The organism is Candidatus Hydrogenedentota bacterium, from assembly GCA_013359265.1.
In the GTDB taxonomy this organism is placed as follows: Bacteria; Hydrogenedentota; Hydrogenedentia; order Hydrogenedentales; family SLHB01; genus JABWCD01.
In genome coordinates, this window is sequence record JABWCD010000016.1 from 147,379 (window position 1) to 165,945 (window position 18,567).

Sequence of the window (18,567 nt, forward strand, 5' to 3'; positions counted from 1 at the left end):
GGCTAACCGATGTCCCCGGGGGCGTGAATGTGACACGCGGCGGAGTGGCCCGCGTCGCGCTCGTGCAGCGCCTGCAAGCGTTTCTTGCACGATGCCTGCGCATCGGGACAGCGCGGGTGAAAATGGCAACCGCTCGGCGGGCGGATGGGGCTCGGCACGTCGCCGGTCAAGATTTGACGTTCGTGTTTCGCGTCAGGGTCCGGCGCCGGCGCCGCGGAAAGCAGCGCCTTCGTGTACGGATGTACAGGGCGCTCAAAGATGTCGGTGACGGAGCCGAACTCAACGATACGCCCGAGATACATCACTGCGACTTTGTCGGAGATGTGGCGAATGACGCTGAGGTCGTGGCCGATAAACAAGTAGGTCAGGCCGAGTTTATTCTGAAGCTCCTCCATCAGGTTCAGAATCTGCGCCTGAATCGAAACGTCCAACGCGGAGACTGGTTCGTCGGCGACGATGAGATCGGGCTCGACCGCGAGGGCGCGGGCAATCCCGATGCGCTGGCGCTGGCCGCCGCTGAATTCGTGTGGATACCGGTCCGCACTTTCCGGCGGCAGGCCAACGAGATCGAGCAGTTCCATGACGCGATCGCGGCGTTTGCCCCGAGGCGCGAGCTTGTGTGTCTTCAGGATTTCGGCAAGGACGGAGTAAACGGTCATGCGCGGGTTGAGCGATCCAAACGGGTCTTGAAAAACGATCTGCACGCGCCGCCGAAGCGCGCGCAGTTCGCGCCGGCCCAGCGACGACACTGAAATGCCGTCGAACAATACTTTGCCGGCCGTCGGTTCGATGAGCCGCAATATGGCGCGTCCGCAGGTCGTCTTGCCGCTTCCGCTTTCACCGACAAGGCTCAGCGTTTCGCCGCGCGCGATCTGAAACGATACGCCGTCCACCGCGCGGACCGCGCCGGCCACGCGCGAGAACACGCCCCTCCGTATCGGAAAGTGCACGACGAGATCGCGCACATCGAGCAAGGGGCCCGCGATAGCGTGTGCGCTCATACTGCGCGGTCCTCCGGCGGGATACCGAGCGCCCTGCCTTCGCGATGCGCCGTCGCCTCATCATGCAACCAACAGGCCGCCGTATGTGCCTGCGCAACGGCAATGGGCCCCGGCTCATCGCGGCTGCACGCGTCCATCGCGTACGGACAGCGCGGGTGAAAGCGGCACGCGGCAGGAAAGCGCGTCGCCGGCGGGACCGATCCCTTGATTGCATACAGGCGCTCACCCGGCTTGCTCATGCTCGGCAGCGATTTGAACAGGCCCACCGTATACGGATGGCTCGGCGCGCCGAAGATCGATCGCATGGGACCGTGCTCGACGATCTTGCCCGCGTACATGATCGCGACCTCGTCCGCCATCTCCGCGACAATGCCGAGGTTGTGCGTGATCATCAAAATCGACATGCCCATTTCGGATTGCAGTTTGCGCAGCAGATCGAGAATCTGCGCCTGAATCGTTACGTCAAGCGCGGTCGTCGGCTCGTCCGCAATCAAAAGTCGCGGGTCGCACGCAAGTGCCATGGCGATCATCACGCGCTGGCGCATGCCGCCTGACATTTGGTGCGGGTAGTCGTCCACACGCTCGTCCGGCGCGGGTATGCCGACGCGATACAGCAATTCGACGGCGAGTTCGCGCGCATCCTTCTTCGACATTGGACGGTGGACGCGAATCGCCGCGGCAATCTGGTTCCCCACACGAAACACGGGATTCAGCGCCGTCATCGGCTCCTGGAAGATCATGGAGATGCCGTTGCCGCGCACCTTGCGCATCTCCGACTCGGGCAAAGCGAGTAACTCAGTGCCGTGAAGCTTGATCGAGCCGCCAACAATTCGGCCGGGCGGACTCGGAATCAATCGCATGATCGACAGCGCGGTGACGCTCTTTCCGCAACCGCTCTCGCCGACGAGCGCCAATGTCTTTCCCGCGCCGATAGAAAACGAAACGCCGTCCACCGCGCGCGACAGACCGGCATCGGTGTAAAAGTGCGTTTGCAGGTCGCGCACCTCGAGTACCGGCTTTTGTTCGCGCACCGCCATCACTCGCGTAACCTCGGGTCCATCGCGTCGCGCAAGCCCGCGCCAACGAGATTAAACGCGGTTACCGTCACGAAGATTGCCAGTCCCGGATACACAACGAGCCACCATGCGCCACGCGGCAGGTACGACTTCGACTGCGACAGAATCTCTCCCCAGCTTGCTGTAGGCGGAGGCACGCCGAATCCAAGAAAGCTAAGCGCGGACTCAATGACGATGGCGCCGGCGACACCAAACGTGGCGCTTACAAGCACGGGCGACAGCGCGTTGGGCAAGAGGTGGCGAAAGATTATACGGCCGTCGCTGAGTCCACTTGCACGCGCGGCCAACGTGAACTCGACATTTCGCAGCTTGAGCATCTCGCCACGAACGAGCCGGGCTATTCCGGTCCATCCGGTGATGCCGAGCACAATCATTATGTTCCAGATGCTGGGCGGCAACAGGCTTACCAAGGTGATGATAAGCACAAAGACCGGAAACAACGTCACGATTTCGATTAGCCGCATGATGATTGTATCGGTTTTACCAAGGTAGAAGCCGGCCAACGCGCCAAGCACAACACCGATAACGACGGAAATGCCTTCCGCCACAAATCCGACGGACATGGAAATGCGCGTGCCCCACACGATACGGCTCAATACATCGCGGCCACGGTCGTCGGTCCCCAGCCAGTGTTGTGCCGATGGCGGTCTTAGCCTGTGCATGAGGTTCGATTGGTCAGGCGCGTGGGGTACGAGCGGCCACACGCCAACGTCTCCCGGCGCGGGCTTCCATGCGGAGAAGTCGAACCCGACCAATTCCTCATGAGTTCGCACGTTGGGGAACCAGAACGTTTTTCCGTCTTTCTTCATGTATATGGGAACGCCGCCCGCAATAAAGGGGGCGGCAACGGCAATTCCGCCGAGCAGAACGAGCAGTAGCAGTGCGGCGACCGACGCGCGCCGTCTGCGAAACTGACGAGCCACGAGTCTCGAATAGCTTTGCTTTTCGTGGCGCCGTGGCCTAGCTATCTCGATGGGGTTGGGCGCGGCGCTCATTCGAATTTGATCCTCGGATCGGTAAGCGCGTAGAGAATGTCGGAGAGTATCAGTCCCAGCAGCGTCAGGAATGCCGAAAACGTAAGAATTCCCATAACGGTTGGGTAGTCGCGACTCAGCACAGCCTCGAAGCTGAGACGACCCATGCCAGGAATCGAGAAGATGTTCTCAATGATTACGCTACCGCCAATCAATGCGGGCAGCAGCGTTGCCAGCAGAGTAATGATCGGAATGAGCGAATTCCGCATCGCGTACTTGAAAATGACAATCTTCTCCGAAAACCCGTACGCACGCGCGGTGCGTATATAGTCTTGACGAATTACGTCAATCATTCCGGAACGCGAGAACTGCGAGATCTCGGCAAGACTGCCGTAGGTGAGACAGAATACCGGCAGCACCAGGTGCCACATTCGGTCCGCCAGAAACTGCCCCCACGTCATCCTTTCGAATTCGAGACTGTTCAGGCCGTAGATCGGAAACCAACTGAACGGGTGCCCGCTGCCGAGGAAGTAGATGAGCAGCATGGCTACCCAGAAACTGGGCAGGCTGTATAACAGGAACAGAACAAACGTGGTGGCGGCGTCTCCCCATGTTCGCTGGTGAGTCGCGGAGTAAACGCCGATAGGTACCGAAAACAGATAGATGAGAAATATCGAAATGATATTAATTTGTAGCGTGACGGGGACCGCTTCCAGAATCTTGTCGCGCACGGGCCGGCGATCTTTGAATGATGTGCCGAAGTCGAGAGTGCACATTCGGCCGAGCCAGAGCGCGTATTGCTGCCACACCGGCTTGTCGAGGCCGTAAAGCTTTTTCGTTTGCTCGATAAGCTCGGGTGAAACAGTGCCCGCGCCCATCGTGCCCTGCAGCTTTTGCAGCCGCAGCATCACGGGATTGCCCGGCATCAACTGGAGCATGATGAACGTGATCAGGCTAATCCCGATAAATGACGGGACAATCAGCATCAGCCTGCGAATCAAGTAGGCCTTCATGCGGCGATCGCGTTACGCCCCCGGTTGTGCCTGTGCGGCCGGGCCGCCCGTACTGCCCCCAGTACCGTACTTCTGCAAATCATGTGGCACCCACCACTCGCGCGGATCGGCACCCTGGGCGTACACGTAGACATTACGAAAGCGTTTGTCCAAGGCCCCGAGCGTGTAAATATTGAACAGGAAGGTATAGGGCTGCTCGTCGGCGACGATTTGGTGGAACCGGTGGAACATGGGTATTCGTTTGCTCCGATCGAATTCCACACGAATATCCTCCATGAGTTGGTCCGCTTCCGCGTTCTTGAAGCCGGGATAGTTCGATCCTTGTTCGGCCTGAGACGAGTGCCATACCTGATACGGATCCGAATCGATGGGGATAGCCCATTGTAGCGTAATCGCATCGAAGGCGCGTTTGGTCAAACTGTCGATCAGGCTGCCCCACTCGCGCGGCAGGACCGTCATCGCGATGCCGGCCTTTTTCAGTTGTTCCTGATATACGGTCGCCAGCACTTCATACTCGTGACTGTTTGCTGGAATGACATAACCAAACTCGAACCTGGCGCCGTCTTTGTCCAAAACACCGTCGTTATTACTGTCCTTCCAGCCAGCATCCGACAGTAGCGTTTTTGCTCCCGCCGGATCGAAGGGAATCGGGGTGACAGATGCGTCATACTCCGGGCTTCCCGAGAATTCAGGTCCGGTCACGACGATGCCAAGTCCGTAGAATACCTCGCGCAGAATCGTCTCGCGGTCAAGCAGCATGGTGAGCGCGTGCCGGACCTTCTTATCCTGGAACAGCGGCCTGCGTTGGTTCCATGCGATATAGCTGTATCCCCCGACATAACCGGGCCGGGAAAGCGTCGTGAAGCGGTTGGCGCGTGCGGCGAATTCCGGAGTCTCCCCACGGGTATGCCACTGTTCGGGCGTCAGACCGATGGAATCGAGGTCACCGCGCATAAACACCTCGAGCGCGGAATCGTCATCGGTGATTACGCGCCAGACAAATTTCTCCAAGTGTGGAAGTCTGCTCGTGTCCCAATAATTCGGATTTCGACGCAATACGATCTGGTTGTTTGTTTCCCAAGTCTCAAACACGTACGGTCCCGAACCTACGGGTTTGCGGTTGAACTCGCCGGTATTGAAGTCGCCCTGTCCGTAGATATGCCTCGGAAATATCGGCAAGTCCCCGAATACGATGAGGTGTCGGAAATATGGCTTCGAACATCGAATCACTATCGTATGGTCATCCGGCACGTCCGCGGACTGAATGTCCTGGATGTAGTTCCGGAGGTCCGCGGTTTCATTTTTCGGGTTTAGAATGGCGTCGAGCGTGAACTTAACGTCATGGGCGGTAACCGGAGTGCCGTCCGAAAACGTCGCGCTCTTGTTCAAGTGGAACGTATAGGTCAAGTGGTCTTCTGAAATCTCCCAAGATTCCGCCAGCGAAGGTGCAGCCTGCAACGTGCGGTTATCCAGCCGAATAAGGGTCTCGAAAATATTGTAGTAGCAGATCCGCGCCGCGTACGCGTCCGCGGTGTCGAGAACCACATTCAGCACGGGCGGTTCGACGGCGAGCCGTGACACGACCCAATCACCGTCCGCGGGCTCGCCCTCGCCTTTTTCGCCGACCAAATCCGCAATGATTTTGGTTTGCTGTGTGGGCGCCGTGAGCGCGGACTGCACTTCCGCCACCGAATCGGGCTTGGTTGACGGCGTTTGGACGGTATCCGGCGCAAGCGGTGTTTCCGGCGCCGAAGAGGGAGGCCCGCTGCATGCCGCCACCAGCAAGACGAGATAGATGAGAACGAACGACGGCAGGATGATCCGCATGGTCACGCTCCATTCTAATAGCTGAAAATGCACCGCGTGCAGTGCCCGCATCGTAGCATATGAGAATCGCTTCGCGCACGACATCAGGCAATCGATTTTGGTATACTCCGGATGCGCCCGGTGTGATCGTGTGCCGCTCCGGGAGCCGGGGGATTATCGTGCGCATAGCCGTATGCGTCAGTGTATTGACGGGTATTTGTTTCTTGTCCGCGGGGTGCGGCGGACACGACTCCTCGCCTGATGCACCATTGTCGACACCTGTTATTTCCGCTAAGGTTGCGACTGCCGAGATAACCGCAGCGCCGACGGTGCGCGAAGCCGTTGGCACCGTTCGCTCGATAACGACAAGCGCGATCCAAAGCAAAGCCGTTGGGCATGTAACCGCTGTACACGTGAAGTCCGGGGACAACGTGGAGGCGGGGGCCGTCCTTGTCGAGATTGACTCGCGAGACGCGGACGCCCAACTGAAGGCCGCGGAGAGCGGGTTGGTGGCGGCCCAGCGCGCGCTTGACGAGGCGAACAAAGGGCTTTCGGCGGCCGAGTCGGCGGCGAAGGCGGCGGAGGCTCAAAACGATTTGGCGCGTGCGACGTTTGACCGCCAATCGAAACTGCTGGCGGAAAAGGCCATCAGTAAACAGATGTTCGATGAGGCCGAGGCCGCGGCGAAATCGGCGGAAGCCGAGGCCCGCATGCGCGCCGAGGAAGTTTCCGCCGTACTCGCCAAGCGCGAACAGACGACCGCGGCAGTCGAACAGGCGCGCGCGGCCCTCGATGCAGCAAAAGTTTCGCTGAGTTACACGAAGGTCGTCGCGCCGTATGCGGGGATCATCGCATCGAAATCTGTCGATGTCGGCGATTTGGCATCGCCGGGAATGACGCTGTTCACGCTCGAAGACCGAATGTCCTACCGCCTCGAAGCGAATGTGGACGAGACAACGGTCGCTGGAATCCATGCAAACGATCCGGTGGCAGTATTGATAGACGGAATCTCGGAAAGCGCCGTTGACGGAACCGTCACTGAAATCGTGCCCGCTGCCGATCCCGCCAGCCGGACATCGATAGTCAAGATCGCATTGCCCCCCAACGACGCGTTGCGCTCGGGCCAATTTGGCCGCGCGCGGTTCGCTTCCGGCGAAACGGCGTCGCTATCGGTGCCGCGGTCGGCCCTCGTCACGCGGGGACAGTTGGAAGGGGTGTACGCACTCGACGCGAATGACGTAGCCCACCTGCGCCTCGTCAAAACGGGCAAGACGCTGGCTGACCGCGTCGAAGTGTTGTCCGGGTTGAACGAAGGCGATCGCTTTGTTGCCGAAGTTACGCCGGAAGTGGCCGACGGCGTGCGCGTCACGGCGCAGTAGGCCCCCCGCATGGAGTCTGCACCATCCAGGAGGCGCGGCGTCGCGGGAGCGATAGCGCACGCGTTCATCGATTCCAAGCTCACCCCGCTCATCGTCGGCGCATCCCTCCTGCTCGGCCTCGGCGCAATCATCGTTCTGCCGCGCGAGGAGGAACCGCAGATCGTCGTGCCGATGATCGATATCTTCGTGCAAATGCCCGGTGCAAGCGCGAGGGAAGTCGAAGAGCGCGTCACGAAACCGATGGAAAAGCTGTTGTGGGAGATTCCCGGCGTCGAGTACATCTACTCGACATCGAGTCCGGGTTCATCGATGTGTATCGTGCGCTTTCTCGTCGGCGAAAATGAGGAAGACGCCATTGTCCGGCTAAACCAAAAGTTGTTCGCGAACTTCGATCTAATCCCTCCCGGCGCGAGCGAGCCGCTGGTTAAACCGCGATCGATCGATGATGTGCCGATTCTTGCGCTCACCCTCGCGAGCAAGACCTACGATCACTACACACTTCGGCGAATCGCGGCCCAACTGCACGACGCCATCAAGGAAGTGCCCGACGTATCCGAGGCCAAGATTATCGGTGGCCAGCGCAGGGAAGTGCGCGTTGTGCTCGATGCCGCGCGCATGGCCGCGCACAACGTCGCGCCTAACGCAATTCTGCAACGCCTCGGCGAGGCAAACACGCGTCTGGCCGCGGGCAGCTTTTCGTCCGCCAACTGCGAGTTTCTCGTCGAGACAGACGGATTCCTGCGAGACGACGAGGCCGTTGGCGGCGTGGTAATCGGCGTGTTTAGCGGCCGCCCCGTGTATCTCCGCGATGTCGCGACCATCGTCGATGGACCGGAAGAGACGAAAGACTACGTCTTCTATGGGACCGGGCCGTCAGAGGGGCACGAGCCGGTGCTCGGCGCTTTGGACGATGTGGCGGCAGACGGCGGGCCGACTCCGGCGGTCACCATCTCCGTCGCAAAACGCAAGAATACGAATGCCACGACCGTCGCGCACGCCGTTATCGATAAAGTGCGCGCTTTGGGCGGCAAGATAGTACCTGACGGCGTGCTCGTGTCCGTTTCGCGGAACTATGGCGAGACCGCGCGCGAAAAATCGAACGAACTGCTGTATCACATGGCGCTTGCCGTTGTGTCCGTGTCGATTCTAATCGCGTTGACGCTCGGTGTCCGCGAGTCCGGCACCGTGGCGATCGCGATTCCCGTGACGCTGGCGCTGACGTTGGTCATCTTCTATTTCTATGGATATACGATTAACCGGGTCACGTTGTTCGCGCTGATTTTTTCCATCGGTATTCTCGTGGACGACGCAATCGTCGTCGTGGAAAACATTGTGCGCCATTTCCACCTGCCCGAGAGCAACGGCCTCTCGGCGCAGGACGTCGCGGTGGAGGCCGTGGATGAAGTTGGCAATCCAACGCTACTGGCGACCGTGACGGTCATCGCGGCGATACTTCCGATGGCGTTTGTGCGTGGCCTGATGGGCCCCTACATGGAACCCATCCCGGTGGGCGCGTCCGCGGCGATGGTCTTTTCGGTCCTTGTCTCGTTCATCGTAACGCCGTGGGCCGCGGTGAGATTACTACGTCGAAACGGAATCGGTGGAGCGGAACACGAACACAAGGAAGGCGCGCTCGATCGCATCTACCGCCGAATCATGCGGCCGTTGCTGCTGAACCCGTTCCAGCGCCTCGTGTTTCTCGGCGGCGTGGTCATTCTCCTGCTTGCGGCGTGCGCGCTCGTCCCGTTACAACGCGTGCTCGTAAAGATGTTGCCTTTCGACAACAAAAGCGAGTTCCAGATCATTGTCGACATGCCGGAGGGCACAACGCTCGAAGAGACCGCCGCGGTCACGCGTGAAATCGCCGACTACGTGAAAAGCGCGCCCGAGGTTACCGACTATCAGATGTACATCGGCGCGGCCGCCCCGCATAACTTCAACGGACTCGTGCGCCACTACTTCCTGCGGCAGGGACCAAACGTCGCGGATATTCAGGTCAATCTCGCGTCAAAAGACGATCGCGACGCGCAGAGCCACGACATTGCGAAACGATTGCGCCCCGGTGTGCAGGAAATCGCGACGAAGCACAACGCGCGCGTGAAGGTGGCCGAAGTGCCGCCCGGTCCGCCCGTGCTGCAGACGCTAGTCGCCGAGATTTATGGGCCGGATTACGGCAAGCAGATCGATCTGGCCCGGCAAGTGCTCGAAGTTTTCGAGCAGACCGAGGGTGTTGTTGACGCGGATTGGTACGTCGAAGCCGATCAGACCAAGTATCGATTCGTGATTGACGACGAAAAGGCCGCGCTGAACGGCATCTCCGCCGCGCAAATCGCGGGTACGTTGCGCACCGCGCTAAGCGGAGTCGAAGGCGGTCTCGTACACATTCCCTCGGAAAAGGAAGATGCGCCCATCCGGCTCCAGCTCGACCGGGCGCAGCGCTCGAGCGTGGACGGGTTAAGCGCGATCAAAGTGCAGGGTGACACCGGAAACCTGGTATCCGTCGGCGAACTCGTCCGCATCGAGAAGACGTTGGAAGACAAGAGTATCTACCATAAGAACCTCATGCCCGCCGTCTACGTGACCGCGGATGTCGGCGGAACGGCCGAAAGCCCGGTCTATGTGATTCTCAATCTTATGGAAGCGGTGGACAAACTGCAGACGCCCGGCTTGACGATTCAACAGTATTCGACGGCCCAGCCCCCGTCAACGGAGGAGTTTGTCGTCAAATGGGACGGCGAGTGGTACATTACTTACGAGGTGTTCCGCGATCTCGGTCTTGCCTTTGCCGTGGTGCTCGTGCTGATCTTCATTCTCGTCGTCGGTTGGTTCCAATCGATGAAGACGCCCTTCGTCATCATGGCGGCGATTCCGTTTTCGCTCGTCGGCATCCTCCCCGCGCACTGGCTCATGGGCGCGTTCTTCACGGCGACTTCGATGATCGGCTTCATCGCCGGCGCGGGTATCGTTGTGCGCAACTCGATCATCCTCGTGGACTTCGTCGAACTCCGGCTGAAACAGGGCATGCCGCTCGCGGACGCCGTGGTCGACGCGGGCGCCGTGCGGTTTCGCCCCATGATGCTCACCGCGGCGGCGGTCGTCGTGGGCGCGTCGGTCATTCTGTTCGATCCGATTTTTCAGGGCCTCGCGATTTCACTCATGGCCGGCGAGATCGCGTCGCTGTTACTCTCCCGCATGGCAGTGCCGATCCTGTATTACATGTCGAGAAAGCACGAACACGCGTTCAAGCAGTAAACGCACCGGCCCGCATTCAATTGTCGAGGAGGGAGTAATTGCGCGTATGAAACGTTTCCGGAGTCTACGAGACCCGATCGTTGCCATACTTATCGTACTTCTTGCGTTCGCGGCGCTGGCGCAAGAAGGCGAAGAAGAGCGCAAGGCGTGGAACTATCTCGAAGACCAATTGACGGTAGCGGACGAATTCCAGACGGCGCACACAAAGTGGGCGAAGCCGTACGGGCAAGGGACCATTCGTGTGCAGTTCTTCACGACATGGTTTCAAGGAAGTACTGACGCGCGCGAGATCGTCGAATTGATGCAGCGGTTCGATATCGACGGCCAGGCCGCGTTTGCCGTCGGCGGAAATCTCATCGGCGACGGTGCGCCAGACTGGTACGGCGGCGATGCCGGGGCCGCAACGAAGCGCGTTTTGGCGTTCATCGATAGCGGCATCGACGCGTTCTTCGTGAACCAGGTCACGCTAGACCAAATCCCCGAGCATATTCGCGAGACGCTGCGCCGGCGCGTAGAGCAGGGAACTGGCCTGGTCATTGTCGGCGAGAAAGCCGCGCCGTTTGAGGGCGCTACGCCGATGGCATCCGCGCCGCGCGACCTTCCGGCGGGTTCCTATTATTCATTCGGTGAGGGACGCATCGCCGTCCTGCCCGCCAGAGGGAAGCTCGAGTATCGGCTTGGGTGGGAAACCGAGTTGGATTACCAGATGCAGGAGCAGGGCCGTGCGCTGTTGTGGGCGGCGCGGCGTGAGCCTAAATCGCGGATCGAGATTCGTGCGCCGCACGTTGACCGCGATGCACTACCCGCGGAAGCAATCTCGATTGGGCCATCCGGGCTGCCCGCCGGCTCAACGATTCGGGTTGTGCTACGGCGTTGGGACGGCGAGAGTATCGATGCCGGAACGTTTGACGGTCAATCATCGGCCATTCGTGTAAACATACCAAAGTTACGCGCCGGCGCCTACCACGTTGATTGTTTTGCAGAACTGGACGGGGCGATTCATTCGTGGGCCGCAGCGCCATTCGATGTAATGTCCGGGGACGAAGTCAACGAGGTCCAGCTCGCAAAGGACTGGGCGGAACCCGGCGAAGAAGGGGCCGGCTTGATTCGTCTTTCGCGCGATACGCCGGGGTCGTCTTTCGTCGAGCTCCGGCTTGTCGACACGCACGACCGGATACTTGTTCGCGAAAGATTGCGAGCACAGGGTAGTGACGTTGCGTTTCGAACAATCGTCCCCCGCTGGGCGCCGATGTTGCTGCGCGTCGAAGCGGTTTTGATGGAGGCCGATAACGAAATATCAAGCGCGTATACATATCTGCGCGTGACCGGCAGGAAGCGGAATCAATTCAACTTCGTGATGTGGAACGTGCCGTCCGGCGACCTGGCGCCATTCGGCGTGGAAAGCATGACGCGTTACGGCGTGACGGCGTTTCTTCAGCAAGGGCCGCCGCCGCTGTGCGTTGCGGCGAGCGGCGCCGCGTGGGTCCCCTACGCCGCGAGTTTTCGCGCCAGCAGCCATACGCTCACCGCCATGCTCGAACCCGACACCGGCCTGCTGAAGTCCGGCTGTGTCTACGACCAGAGCTCGATGTCCAGGACGATCGCGGATGTCGTCGATGGCGTGCGCGTCGCGCGCGGTCATGGCGTTCTCGCGTATTCCCTCGGCGACGAGAACGCCGTTCGCGCGTCATGCCTCGGCCCGGAGTGTTTGGAGGTGTACCGAAAGTATCTCAGCGAGATGTATGGCAACATTGACGAACTAAACGCGGAGTGGGGGACGGCTTACACGACGTTTAACGACATCGAACTGCTTTCCGAAGGTTCCCTTCCCGAGCCGTACGCGCCCGAGTGGTTCAAGGAATACTACTCCGACCGGCAGGCGCTCGAACGCAGTGATAACGAAGGCGCGAAAGACGCTGCGCTCGATCGGCAGATTGATTTCGGCGCCGTCAACGACGAGATGCGCGCGCTGCAACAGGGCAACTTCGCGCGCTGGTACGACCGCCAAGCGTTCCAGTGCGCGACCTACGTCGAATGGTGCAAACAATTCCAGGCGGCGTTCAAGAAAATTGATCCGCTGGCGCTGACCGGTTTCGAAGGCACGGACAGCTTCTCCCTGCGCAAACTCACCACACGCTCGCGCCAGGGCGGCGACCTGGACGCATTTGTGCGCGAGTTGGATTACTACGGTTCGTACGAAGGCCCGGGTAACGAAGTCATGCGATCGATCGCGCCCAAGGGTTTCCCGATGGGAAGTTGGATCGGATACACGCCGGACGGCGAAGAACTGCGCTTCAAATTCTGGAAACAGGTTGCAGACCGGATGAACACGATTCAGTGGTGGCGCTGGGACAATTTGCAGGGATACAACGGGTTTCTCGCTCCCAACCTCGCGCCGTTTCCCGCCACGCGCGACATGTTCGAGGACACGAAGGTGGTTCGCGACGGCCTCGGCGAGTTGATCATACAGAGCGACATGCACGACGACGGAATCGCAATGCTGTACTCGATGCCGTCCACGCACATCGCGCACTTCGACGGAAACGAGACGTACGGCCTCTACACGCGCGACCACGACCGCTGGCACACCTTGTTTCACGACGAGGGTCTGCAGTTCCGTTACGTCACGGACCGCATGCTGCGCGTGGGCGAATTCGACGCGGCGCGGTACAAAGTGCTGATTCTTCCGCTGGCGTTCGCAATGGGCGAGCGCGAAGCGTCGGCAATCCGAGAATTCGTGAACAACGGTGGAACGGTCATCGCCGATCTGCGTCCCGCGCTATACGACGCGCACTGCAAACCGCTCGACCAGGGATTGCTCAACGACGTCTTCGGCATCATGCAGACGGGAAACCGTGATGCGCGCACAATCGATCGCATGTCCGTCGAGGGCGAACTCAACGGGCATAAGCTCGGTATGCGTTGGGGCAACTGGCACGGCCGCGACATCTACCCGCAGATGTTCGTCGATCCGAATGTTGCCCTCGCGGGCGGAAAGGCCAAGGGTCAGGCAGCGTTCATCCACTTCTGGACCGGAAATCTCACGGCGCCTGTGTGCATCGTCAACGAATTCGGTAAGGGCCGCGGAATACTGTTGAATTTCTCCGTTCACGACGCGCCCTGCGCCGCATTGCTTCGCACGTTGCTCGCGGCGTCCGGTGTCACCCCCGCACTCCGGCTGTCCGCGCCGGATGAAGCCCGCGTGACGGGCGTGGAGATTTCGCGATGGAGCAGTGGCGCCGAAGAGTTCATTGTTGTGCTCGGACAAACGAATCGAGAAGTGACCATCGAGCGCGATCGACCGGCGCACGTATTCGACGTCAAGAGCCGGACCTATATCGGTCACACGTCGGCGTTCACGACATCCCTCCGCGCGAATCGCGGCTCCGTGTTTGCGTTCCTACAGGGTCCTCCAACGCTGCCGACTGTCAGCGTCGGGCAGGCCGCGAAGCGCGGTAAAGTTACGAGCGTTCGCGTTGCCGTGCCGGGCGCGAACGGCGCGCGCGCGATCGTGCTTACCCTTACCGCACCGGACGGGAACGTGGCAGACTGGATTCAATCGCCTGTTATCGTGCGCGACAAACCGGCTTCCATACCGTTGCCTTTCGCGCACAACGACCCGGCGGGAACGTGGCGTCTTCGCGCCATGGACCTGTACACGGGCGGCCTGAAGGATGTGCCGCTCGCCTTGCAGTAGCGGTCGCGAACACTGCGCATCGTTGGCGGAGACGCATCGGCGTGGTAGAATGTAGGCGAGAGTCTTCTCCGGCACAAAGGAGTTGGAACCATGCCAACCTTTGAATACCACGCCATTCGCGCGGAAGGCGACGAAGAAAAATCGTTTGTGGGCGGCGTTGTCGTCGCCAAGTCGCGGCACGAGGCCAAAGAAAAGCTGCGCGAATTGGGCCTCAAAGCAACCATGCTGAAGAAAGCCAGCGGCCTCATGGCGCTGCTGAAATGGTTCGAGGCGGACATTCGCTGAGGACCCGCGCGATGCGCGTAGTGTTGATTGCACCCCCGCGTGGAACGGGGGTGTCGTCATGATCGGGGGGAGTCCATGAAGATATTCGCAGCGCTATCGGTCCTTTCGCTCTTGTCTAGTTTTGCGGCGCTCAGCGGCGAATCGCCGAAATCGTTCGCGGTCGGCGAAGGCGGCCGCCTGTTCGAGAGTCCCGACGTCAAAAGAATTCTCGAGCGCCCCTACCGAATCGATGTGCCCATGGCCAGCACAGGCAAGTGCCTGTGGGCCGGCCACCCGACGGGTTGGGGGTTCCCGCGCTCTTCTGTGCATTGGTTTCTCACCACGCCGAATGGCCTCGGCTTCGATCTGCTCCTCACGGCCAACGACAAGCCCATCTTGCCCGCCGACAACATCGCGTATCCGTCGCACGTGCAGATGTCGTGCGGAATACCGATCAAGGTCGAAGGCGCGAAGTGGATCGCGTCGGACGACGTGTTGGTCACGCGGCTGACGCTAATCAACACGGGCGATGCCCCAATCGACGTCACAGCCAGCGCGATCCTGCCCGTGGAGACTGCCGAAGGTGAGAAGGACAAGTTCACCTGGAAGTTCGACCATGCGGGCCTGACCCTCAATGCGATCGGCAGCTTTCCCGGCTTCGCCCCGGCCCCGCGCGAACCGATCGCTAGCGTCGCGTACACGGTGGAAGGCGAAGACGGCGAGCCCAACCCCGGCAGCGGCGGCAAAGACGCCAAGGCGGCGGCGAACGGCGGAGCAGTGCTCGGATCCGGGTTCGGCGGAAACCCCGGCAACAACGCGTGGTTTACGTTCGATGTAAAAGAGCGCATGGAAAACGCCGCGGTGACCATTCGCTATGCGCGCGCAATGGAAGGCGCCGCCGACGTAGCGGTGCAACTGCCCGGCCAAAAAGGAATGATGCGCCGGCGTTTTGCGTCGACCGGCGGCTGGGGCGACGAACCGGACGACTTTGCGACACAGACGTTCAGGATTGGTCCGCTCGAAGCGGGCCCGGCGAAAATACAGATTCTCATAATTACGGCGGGCGGCAACATCAACGTCGACACGCTGTATCTGCACGACGCAGGCGCCCCCGCTCCCGGTGCCGCCCCCACCGGAACGATTGTCGCGCGTACGATCCGTCTCGAAGCAGGCAAGCAGGAACCGATAATGTGCATGCTCGCCGTGGACCCCCAGTCCAAAGCGGCGCAGACCGCGCTCGATCGCATCGCCGCGCTCGACAACCCGCTGCAAGATCACGAAGTTTCGTACAACGCGTGGAACCTCGCCAACGTCCCCGCGTTTTCGTCTCCGGACGAGGCGTTGTCCAAGCAGTACTGGCACCGCGCCACGAGTATCCTGCGCAAGAATCTGTTCAAAGTGGGCGAGGGGCGGCTCGCCGATTGGGGCGTCGCGGAAGGGCGTTGGACCGCCAGTTGGTACTCGAACATCATCTCGTACGGCGCAGGGCATCAGATTCGCGAGACGCGATGGCTGCGCGACCCCCAGTACGTCAATGGAATAATCTCCACATGGTGCGCGAACGCAAAGGAAAACGGTGTCTTTCCGAACTATATTCGTCCGAACGAAATCGGCGACGGCCAATACACCGATTGGATCACGTCAACCGTGTGGGACGCCTACTGTGTCCACCCCGACGCGAAGAGATTGAAGTTATGGGCGGACGCACTCAAGAAGAACGTCGATGGCTGGCTCGCGACGTATGACACCGACAACGATGGATTGCTCACGGTCGACAGCCATTGGTGGACGGGAATGGAGTGGCAGCCTTCGTTCTTCTATTTCAAGGATTTCGACAAGGACAAACAGGATCAGCACCTCGAACGCGTAGACCTTACCGCATACGTCCATGGCAACGCGCGCAACCTCGCGCGAATCCTTGATGCGGTGGGCGACAAGGAAGGCGCAAAGAAATACGAAGACATCGCCGCAAAGATTCGTGGCGCGGTCGAGCGCGTGATGTGGGACGGCGCTTCGAGTTTCTTCTATTCGGTCGAACCAGTCACCGGCGAGAAAGCGATGGTGAAAGAGGTCATCGGCGTGTATCCGTTCTATTTCTCGATGTTCGACGCGGACGCGGGTAAGCCCTATCTTGCAGCGTGGAATTCGATTCTCGATCCCGAAGAGTTTTGGACGGCGTGGCCGGTCGCGTCGGCAACGAAGAAATGCAGGGCGTACTCGCAGGACGTGAATTTCAACGGCAAACGCGTCGGCGGCTGCATGTGGAACGGCCCGACGTGGCCGCACGCGAACAGCATCGTCCTGTCGGCGATGGCGGCGGCGTTGCGCGAGTTTCCCGAAAGTCCGTTGTCAGCCGACAGAATGTACGAACTGTTCAAGTCGTTCACGATGGCCCAGTTCAAGGACAAGGATACGAACTATCCGTGGACCGGCGAATACTACAACGGCAATACCGCCGAGTGGCGCACGGACCAACGCGACTACAATCACTCGACGTACATCGACATCCTTATAGCGGACATTGCAGGCCTGCGCCCTCGCAACGACGACGTGTTAGAAGTACACCCGCTGATCAGCGCCCAAATGCCACCGTTCGTCATTGACGGAATTCGATACCGCGACCACGATATCAGCATGCTCTGGCTGCCGAACGAAAGCGGCGAAACACAGCCGGACAATCTCAAAGGTTTCCGCATCTATGTGGACGGCAAACTCGTGCACCACAATCTTGAAAATGCAGAGCGAATCAAGATCGGCCAAGAGATATAGGTCACATAGGACCTATTCGTCCTAATCGACCCAGGCCATCAGTAAATTATCTACAGTGCGGCCAACGCCGCCTTCGCCGCGCTTAGCGTTTGATCGATCTCGCTGCCGCCGTGCGCACTGCTCATGAACATCGCCTCGAACTGCGAAGGCGCGAGGTAGACGCCGCGCTCGAGCATGCCCCAGAAGAATTTCGCATACCGTTTCGTGTCACTCGCCGTCGCGTCCGCGTAGTTCTTCACGGGACCGTCATGGAAGAACATGCACGCCATCGTGCCCAACTGCGTCTGATACACGGGCACGCCCGATTCCCGCGCCAGCGTCCCAAGTTCCGCACAAAGTCGCGTCATTGTGTCGACAACGCCGTTGAACACGCCCGGCTCTTCGAGTACATCGAGCATTTCGATGCCCGCCGCCGTCGCGAGCGGATTGCCCGAAAGCGTTCCCGCCTGGTAAATCGGCCCAACGGGTGAAACGCGGTCCATGATTTCCTCCGGGCCGCCGTACGCGCCAACGGGCAACCCTCCGCCAATAACTTTGCCCAGCACCGTCAGGTCGGGCATCACACCGTAATGCGCCTGCGCCCCGCCCATCGCCACGCGGAAACCGGTCATCACCTCGTCGAAGATGAGCAACGAACCATACGCCGCGGTCAAATCGCGCAATGCGCGCAGGTACCCGTCCTCCGGCAGTACGACGCCCATATTCCCCGCGACCGGTTCGAGGATGATCGCTGCGATGTTCTCGCCGTGCGCCTCGAATAACGCACGCGCCGCGTCAAGATCGTTGAACGGCATCGTCAACGTACACGAGGCATACGGCGCGGGTACGCCCGGACTCGTCGGCACGCCAAGCGTCGTCAGGCCGCTGCCCGCCTTTACCAACAGACCGTCGGCGTGGCCGTGATAGCAGCCCTCGATTTTCACGATGAGATCGCGGCCCGTATACCCGCGCGCCAAACGAATCGCGCTCATCGTCGCTTCCGTGCCGCTATTCACGAGGCGCACCTTCTCGATCGACGGGACGATCTCGACGATCCGTTCCGCGAGCCGGATTTCCGCTTCCGTCGGAATCCCGAAACTCGATCCCTTCTCGAGCGCCTTGCGCACCGCTTCGACGATGCGCGGGTGCGCGTGCCCGAGGATGAGCGGCCCCCACGACAGCACGTAATCAATCAACTCGTTGCCGTCAACGTCCCTGATGCGCGCGCCCCTGCCGGACGCCACAAAGAACGGATCGCCGCCCACACCCTTGAACGCGCGCACGGGGCTGTTCACGCCGCCCACGAGCACGCGGTTCGCTTCATTCCACAGTTGTTTCGACTTGTCCGACGTCATGT

Annotated in this window: 11 protein-coding genes; 5 read left to right on the plus strand and 6 right to left on the minus strand. The window is 60.3% G+C overall.

The features are described from left to right. Positions 1 to 2 precede the first annotated feature (2 nt). Genes HUU46_15320 through HUU46_15340 form a run of 5 tightly spaced genes read right to left on the minus strand, consistent with a single transcriptional unit; the run spans position 3 to position 5,891 of the window. Entirely contained in the window at positions 3 to 1,001 is a 999-nt protein-coding gene (locus HUU46_15320) for a dipeptide ABC transporter ATP-binding protein (GenBank protein NUM55016.1), read from the minus strand. Continuing rightward, positions 998 to 2,038 carry an ABC transporter ATP-binding protein gene (locus tag HUU46_15325; protein ID NUM55017.1) on the minus strand — a complete coding sequence of 347 codons (1,041 nt, stop codon included), beginning with the start codon at positions 2,036 to 2,038 and terminating at the stop codon, positions 998 to 1,000. The genes HUU46_15320 and HUU46_15325 overlap by 4 nt, the downstream gene beginning before the upstream one ends. Then, the gene (locus tag HUU46_15330; GenBank protein NUM55018.1) at positions 2,038 to 3,072 is read right to left on the minus strand and encodes an ABC transporter permease; all 1,035 of its coding nucleotides are present in this window, start codon (positions 3,070 to 3,072) and stop codon (positions 2,038 to 2,040) included. The genes HUU46_15325 and HUU46_15330 overlap by 1 nt, the downstream gene beginning before the upstream one ends. Beyond that, positions 3,069 to 4,064: an ABC transporter permease gene (locus HUU46_15335; GenBank protein NUM55019.1), complete on the minus strand. Its 996-nt coding sequence runs from the start codon at positions 4,062 to 4,064 to the stop codon at positions 3,069 to 3,071. Before HUU46_15335 ends, HUU46_15330 begins: the two co-directional genes overlap by 4 nt. A gap of 12 nt (positions 4,065 to 4,076) precedes the next feature. Then, the gene (locus tag HUU46_15340; GenBank protein ID NUM55020.1) at positions 4,077 to 5,891 is read right to left on the minus strand and encodes a hypothetical protein; all 1,815 of its coding nucleotides are present in this window, start codon (positions 5,889 to 5,891) and stop codon (positions 4,077 to 4,079) included. A gap of 158 nt (positions 5,892 to 6,049) precedes the next feature. On the opposite strand from HUU46_15340, the gene HUU46_15345 reads away from it, so the two are divergent. The 5 genes from HUU46_15345 to HUU46_15365 all read left to right on the plus strand — a co-directional run bounded on the left by HUU46_15345 (position 6,050) and on the right by HUU46_15365 (position 17,231). Continuing rightward, positions 6,050 to 7,249: an efflux RND transporter periplasmic adaptor subunit gene (locus tag HUU46_15345; protein ID NUM55021.1), complete on the plus strand. Its 1,200-nt coding sequence runs from the start codon at positions 6,050 to 6,052 to the stop codon at positions 7,247 to 7,249. A gap of 9 nt (positions 7,250 to 7,258) precedes the next feature. Continuing rightward, a complete protein-coding gene (locus tag HUU46_15350) occupies positions 7,259 to 10,501 on the plus strand; it encodes an efflux RND transporter permease subunit (protein ID NUM55022.1) in 3,243 nt (1,080 codons plus the stop codon). Between the two features lie 46 nt (positions 10,502 to 10,547). Then, entirely contained in the window at positions 10,548 to 14,198 is a 3,651-nt protein-coding gene (locus HUU46_15355; GenBank protein ID NUM55023.1) for a beta-galactosidase, read from the plus strand. Between the two features lie 90 nt (positions 14,199 to 14,288). Next, the gene (locus HUU46_15360; GenBank protein NUM55024.1) at positions 14,289 to 14,483 is read left to right on the plus strand and encodes a hypothetical protein; all 195 of its coding nucleotides are present in this window, start codon (positions 14,289 to 14,291) and stop codon (positions 14,481 to 14,483) included. 75 nt (positions 14,484 to 14,558) lie between these two features. Continuing rightward, a complete protein-coding gene (locus HUU46_15365; protein ID NUM55025.1) occupies positions 14,559 to 17,231 on the plus strand; it encodes a hypothetical protein in 2,673 nt (890 codons plus the stop codon). 50 nt (positions 17,232 to 17,281) lie between these two features. Here HUU46_15365 and hemL read toward each other — a convergent pair whose 3' ends face one another. Further along, positions 17,282 to 18,565: a glutamate-1-semialdehyde 2,1-aminomutase gene (gene hemL, locus HUU46_15370; protein ID NUM55026.1), complete on the minus strand. Its 1,284-nt coding sequence runs from the start codon at positions 18,563 to 18,565 to the stop codon at positions 17,282 to 17,284. Between the last annotated feature and the right edge of the window lie 2 nt (positions 18,566 to 18,567).

What these genes read in the sequence shown, in the direction of transcription:
- HUU46_15320 (NUM55016.1), bottom strand. Translation starts at nt 1,001, where the DNA reads ATGAGCGCACACGCTATCGCGGGCCCCTTGCTCGATGTGCGCGATCTC.
- HUU46_15325 (NUM55017.1), bottom strand. Translation starts at nt 2,038, where the DNA reads ATGGCGGTGCGCGAACAAAAGCCGGTACTCGAGGTGCGCGACCTGCAA.
- HUU46_15330 (NUM55018.1), bottom strand. Translation starts at nt 3,072, where the DNA reads ATGAGCGCCGCGCCCAACCCCATCGAGATAGCTAGGCCACGGCGCCAC.
- HUU46_15335 (NUM55019.1), bottom strand. Translation starts at nt 4,064, where the DNA reads ATGAAGGCCTACTTGATTCGCAGGCTGATGCTGATTGTCCCGTCATTT.
- HUU46_15340 (NUM55020.1), bottom strand. Translation starts at nt 5,891, where the DNA reads ATGCGGATCATCCTGCCGTCGTTCGTTCTCATCTATCTCGTCTTGCTG.
- HUU46_15350 (NUM55022.1), top strand. Translation starts at nt 7,259, where the DNA reads ATGGAGTCTGCACCATCCAGGAGGCGCGGCGTCGCGGGAGCGATAGCG.
- HUU46_15355 (NUM55023.1), top strand. Translation starts at nt 10,548, where the DNA reads ATGAAACGTTTCCGGAGTCTACGAGACCCGATCGTTGCCATACTTATC.
- HUU46_15360 (NUM55024.1), top strand. Translation starts at nt 14,289, where the DNA reads ATGCCAACCTTTGAATACCACGCCATTCGCGCGGAAGGCGACGAAGAA.
- HUU46_15365 (NUM55025.1), top strand. Translation starts at nt 14,559, where the DNA reads ATGAAGATATTCGCAGCGCTATCGGTCCTTTCGCTCTTGTCTAGTTTT.
- hemL (NUM55026.1), bottom strand. Translation starts at nt 18,565, where the DNA reads ATGACGTCGGACAAGTCGAAACAACTGTGGAATGAAGCGAACCGCGTG.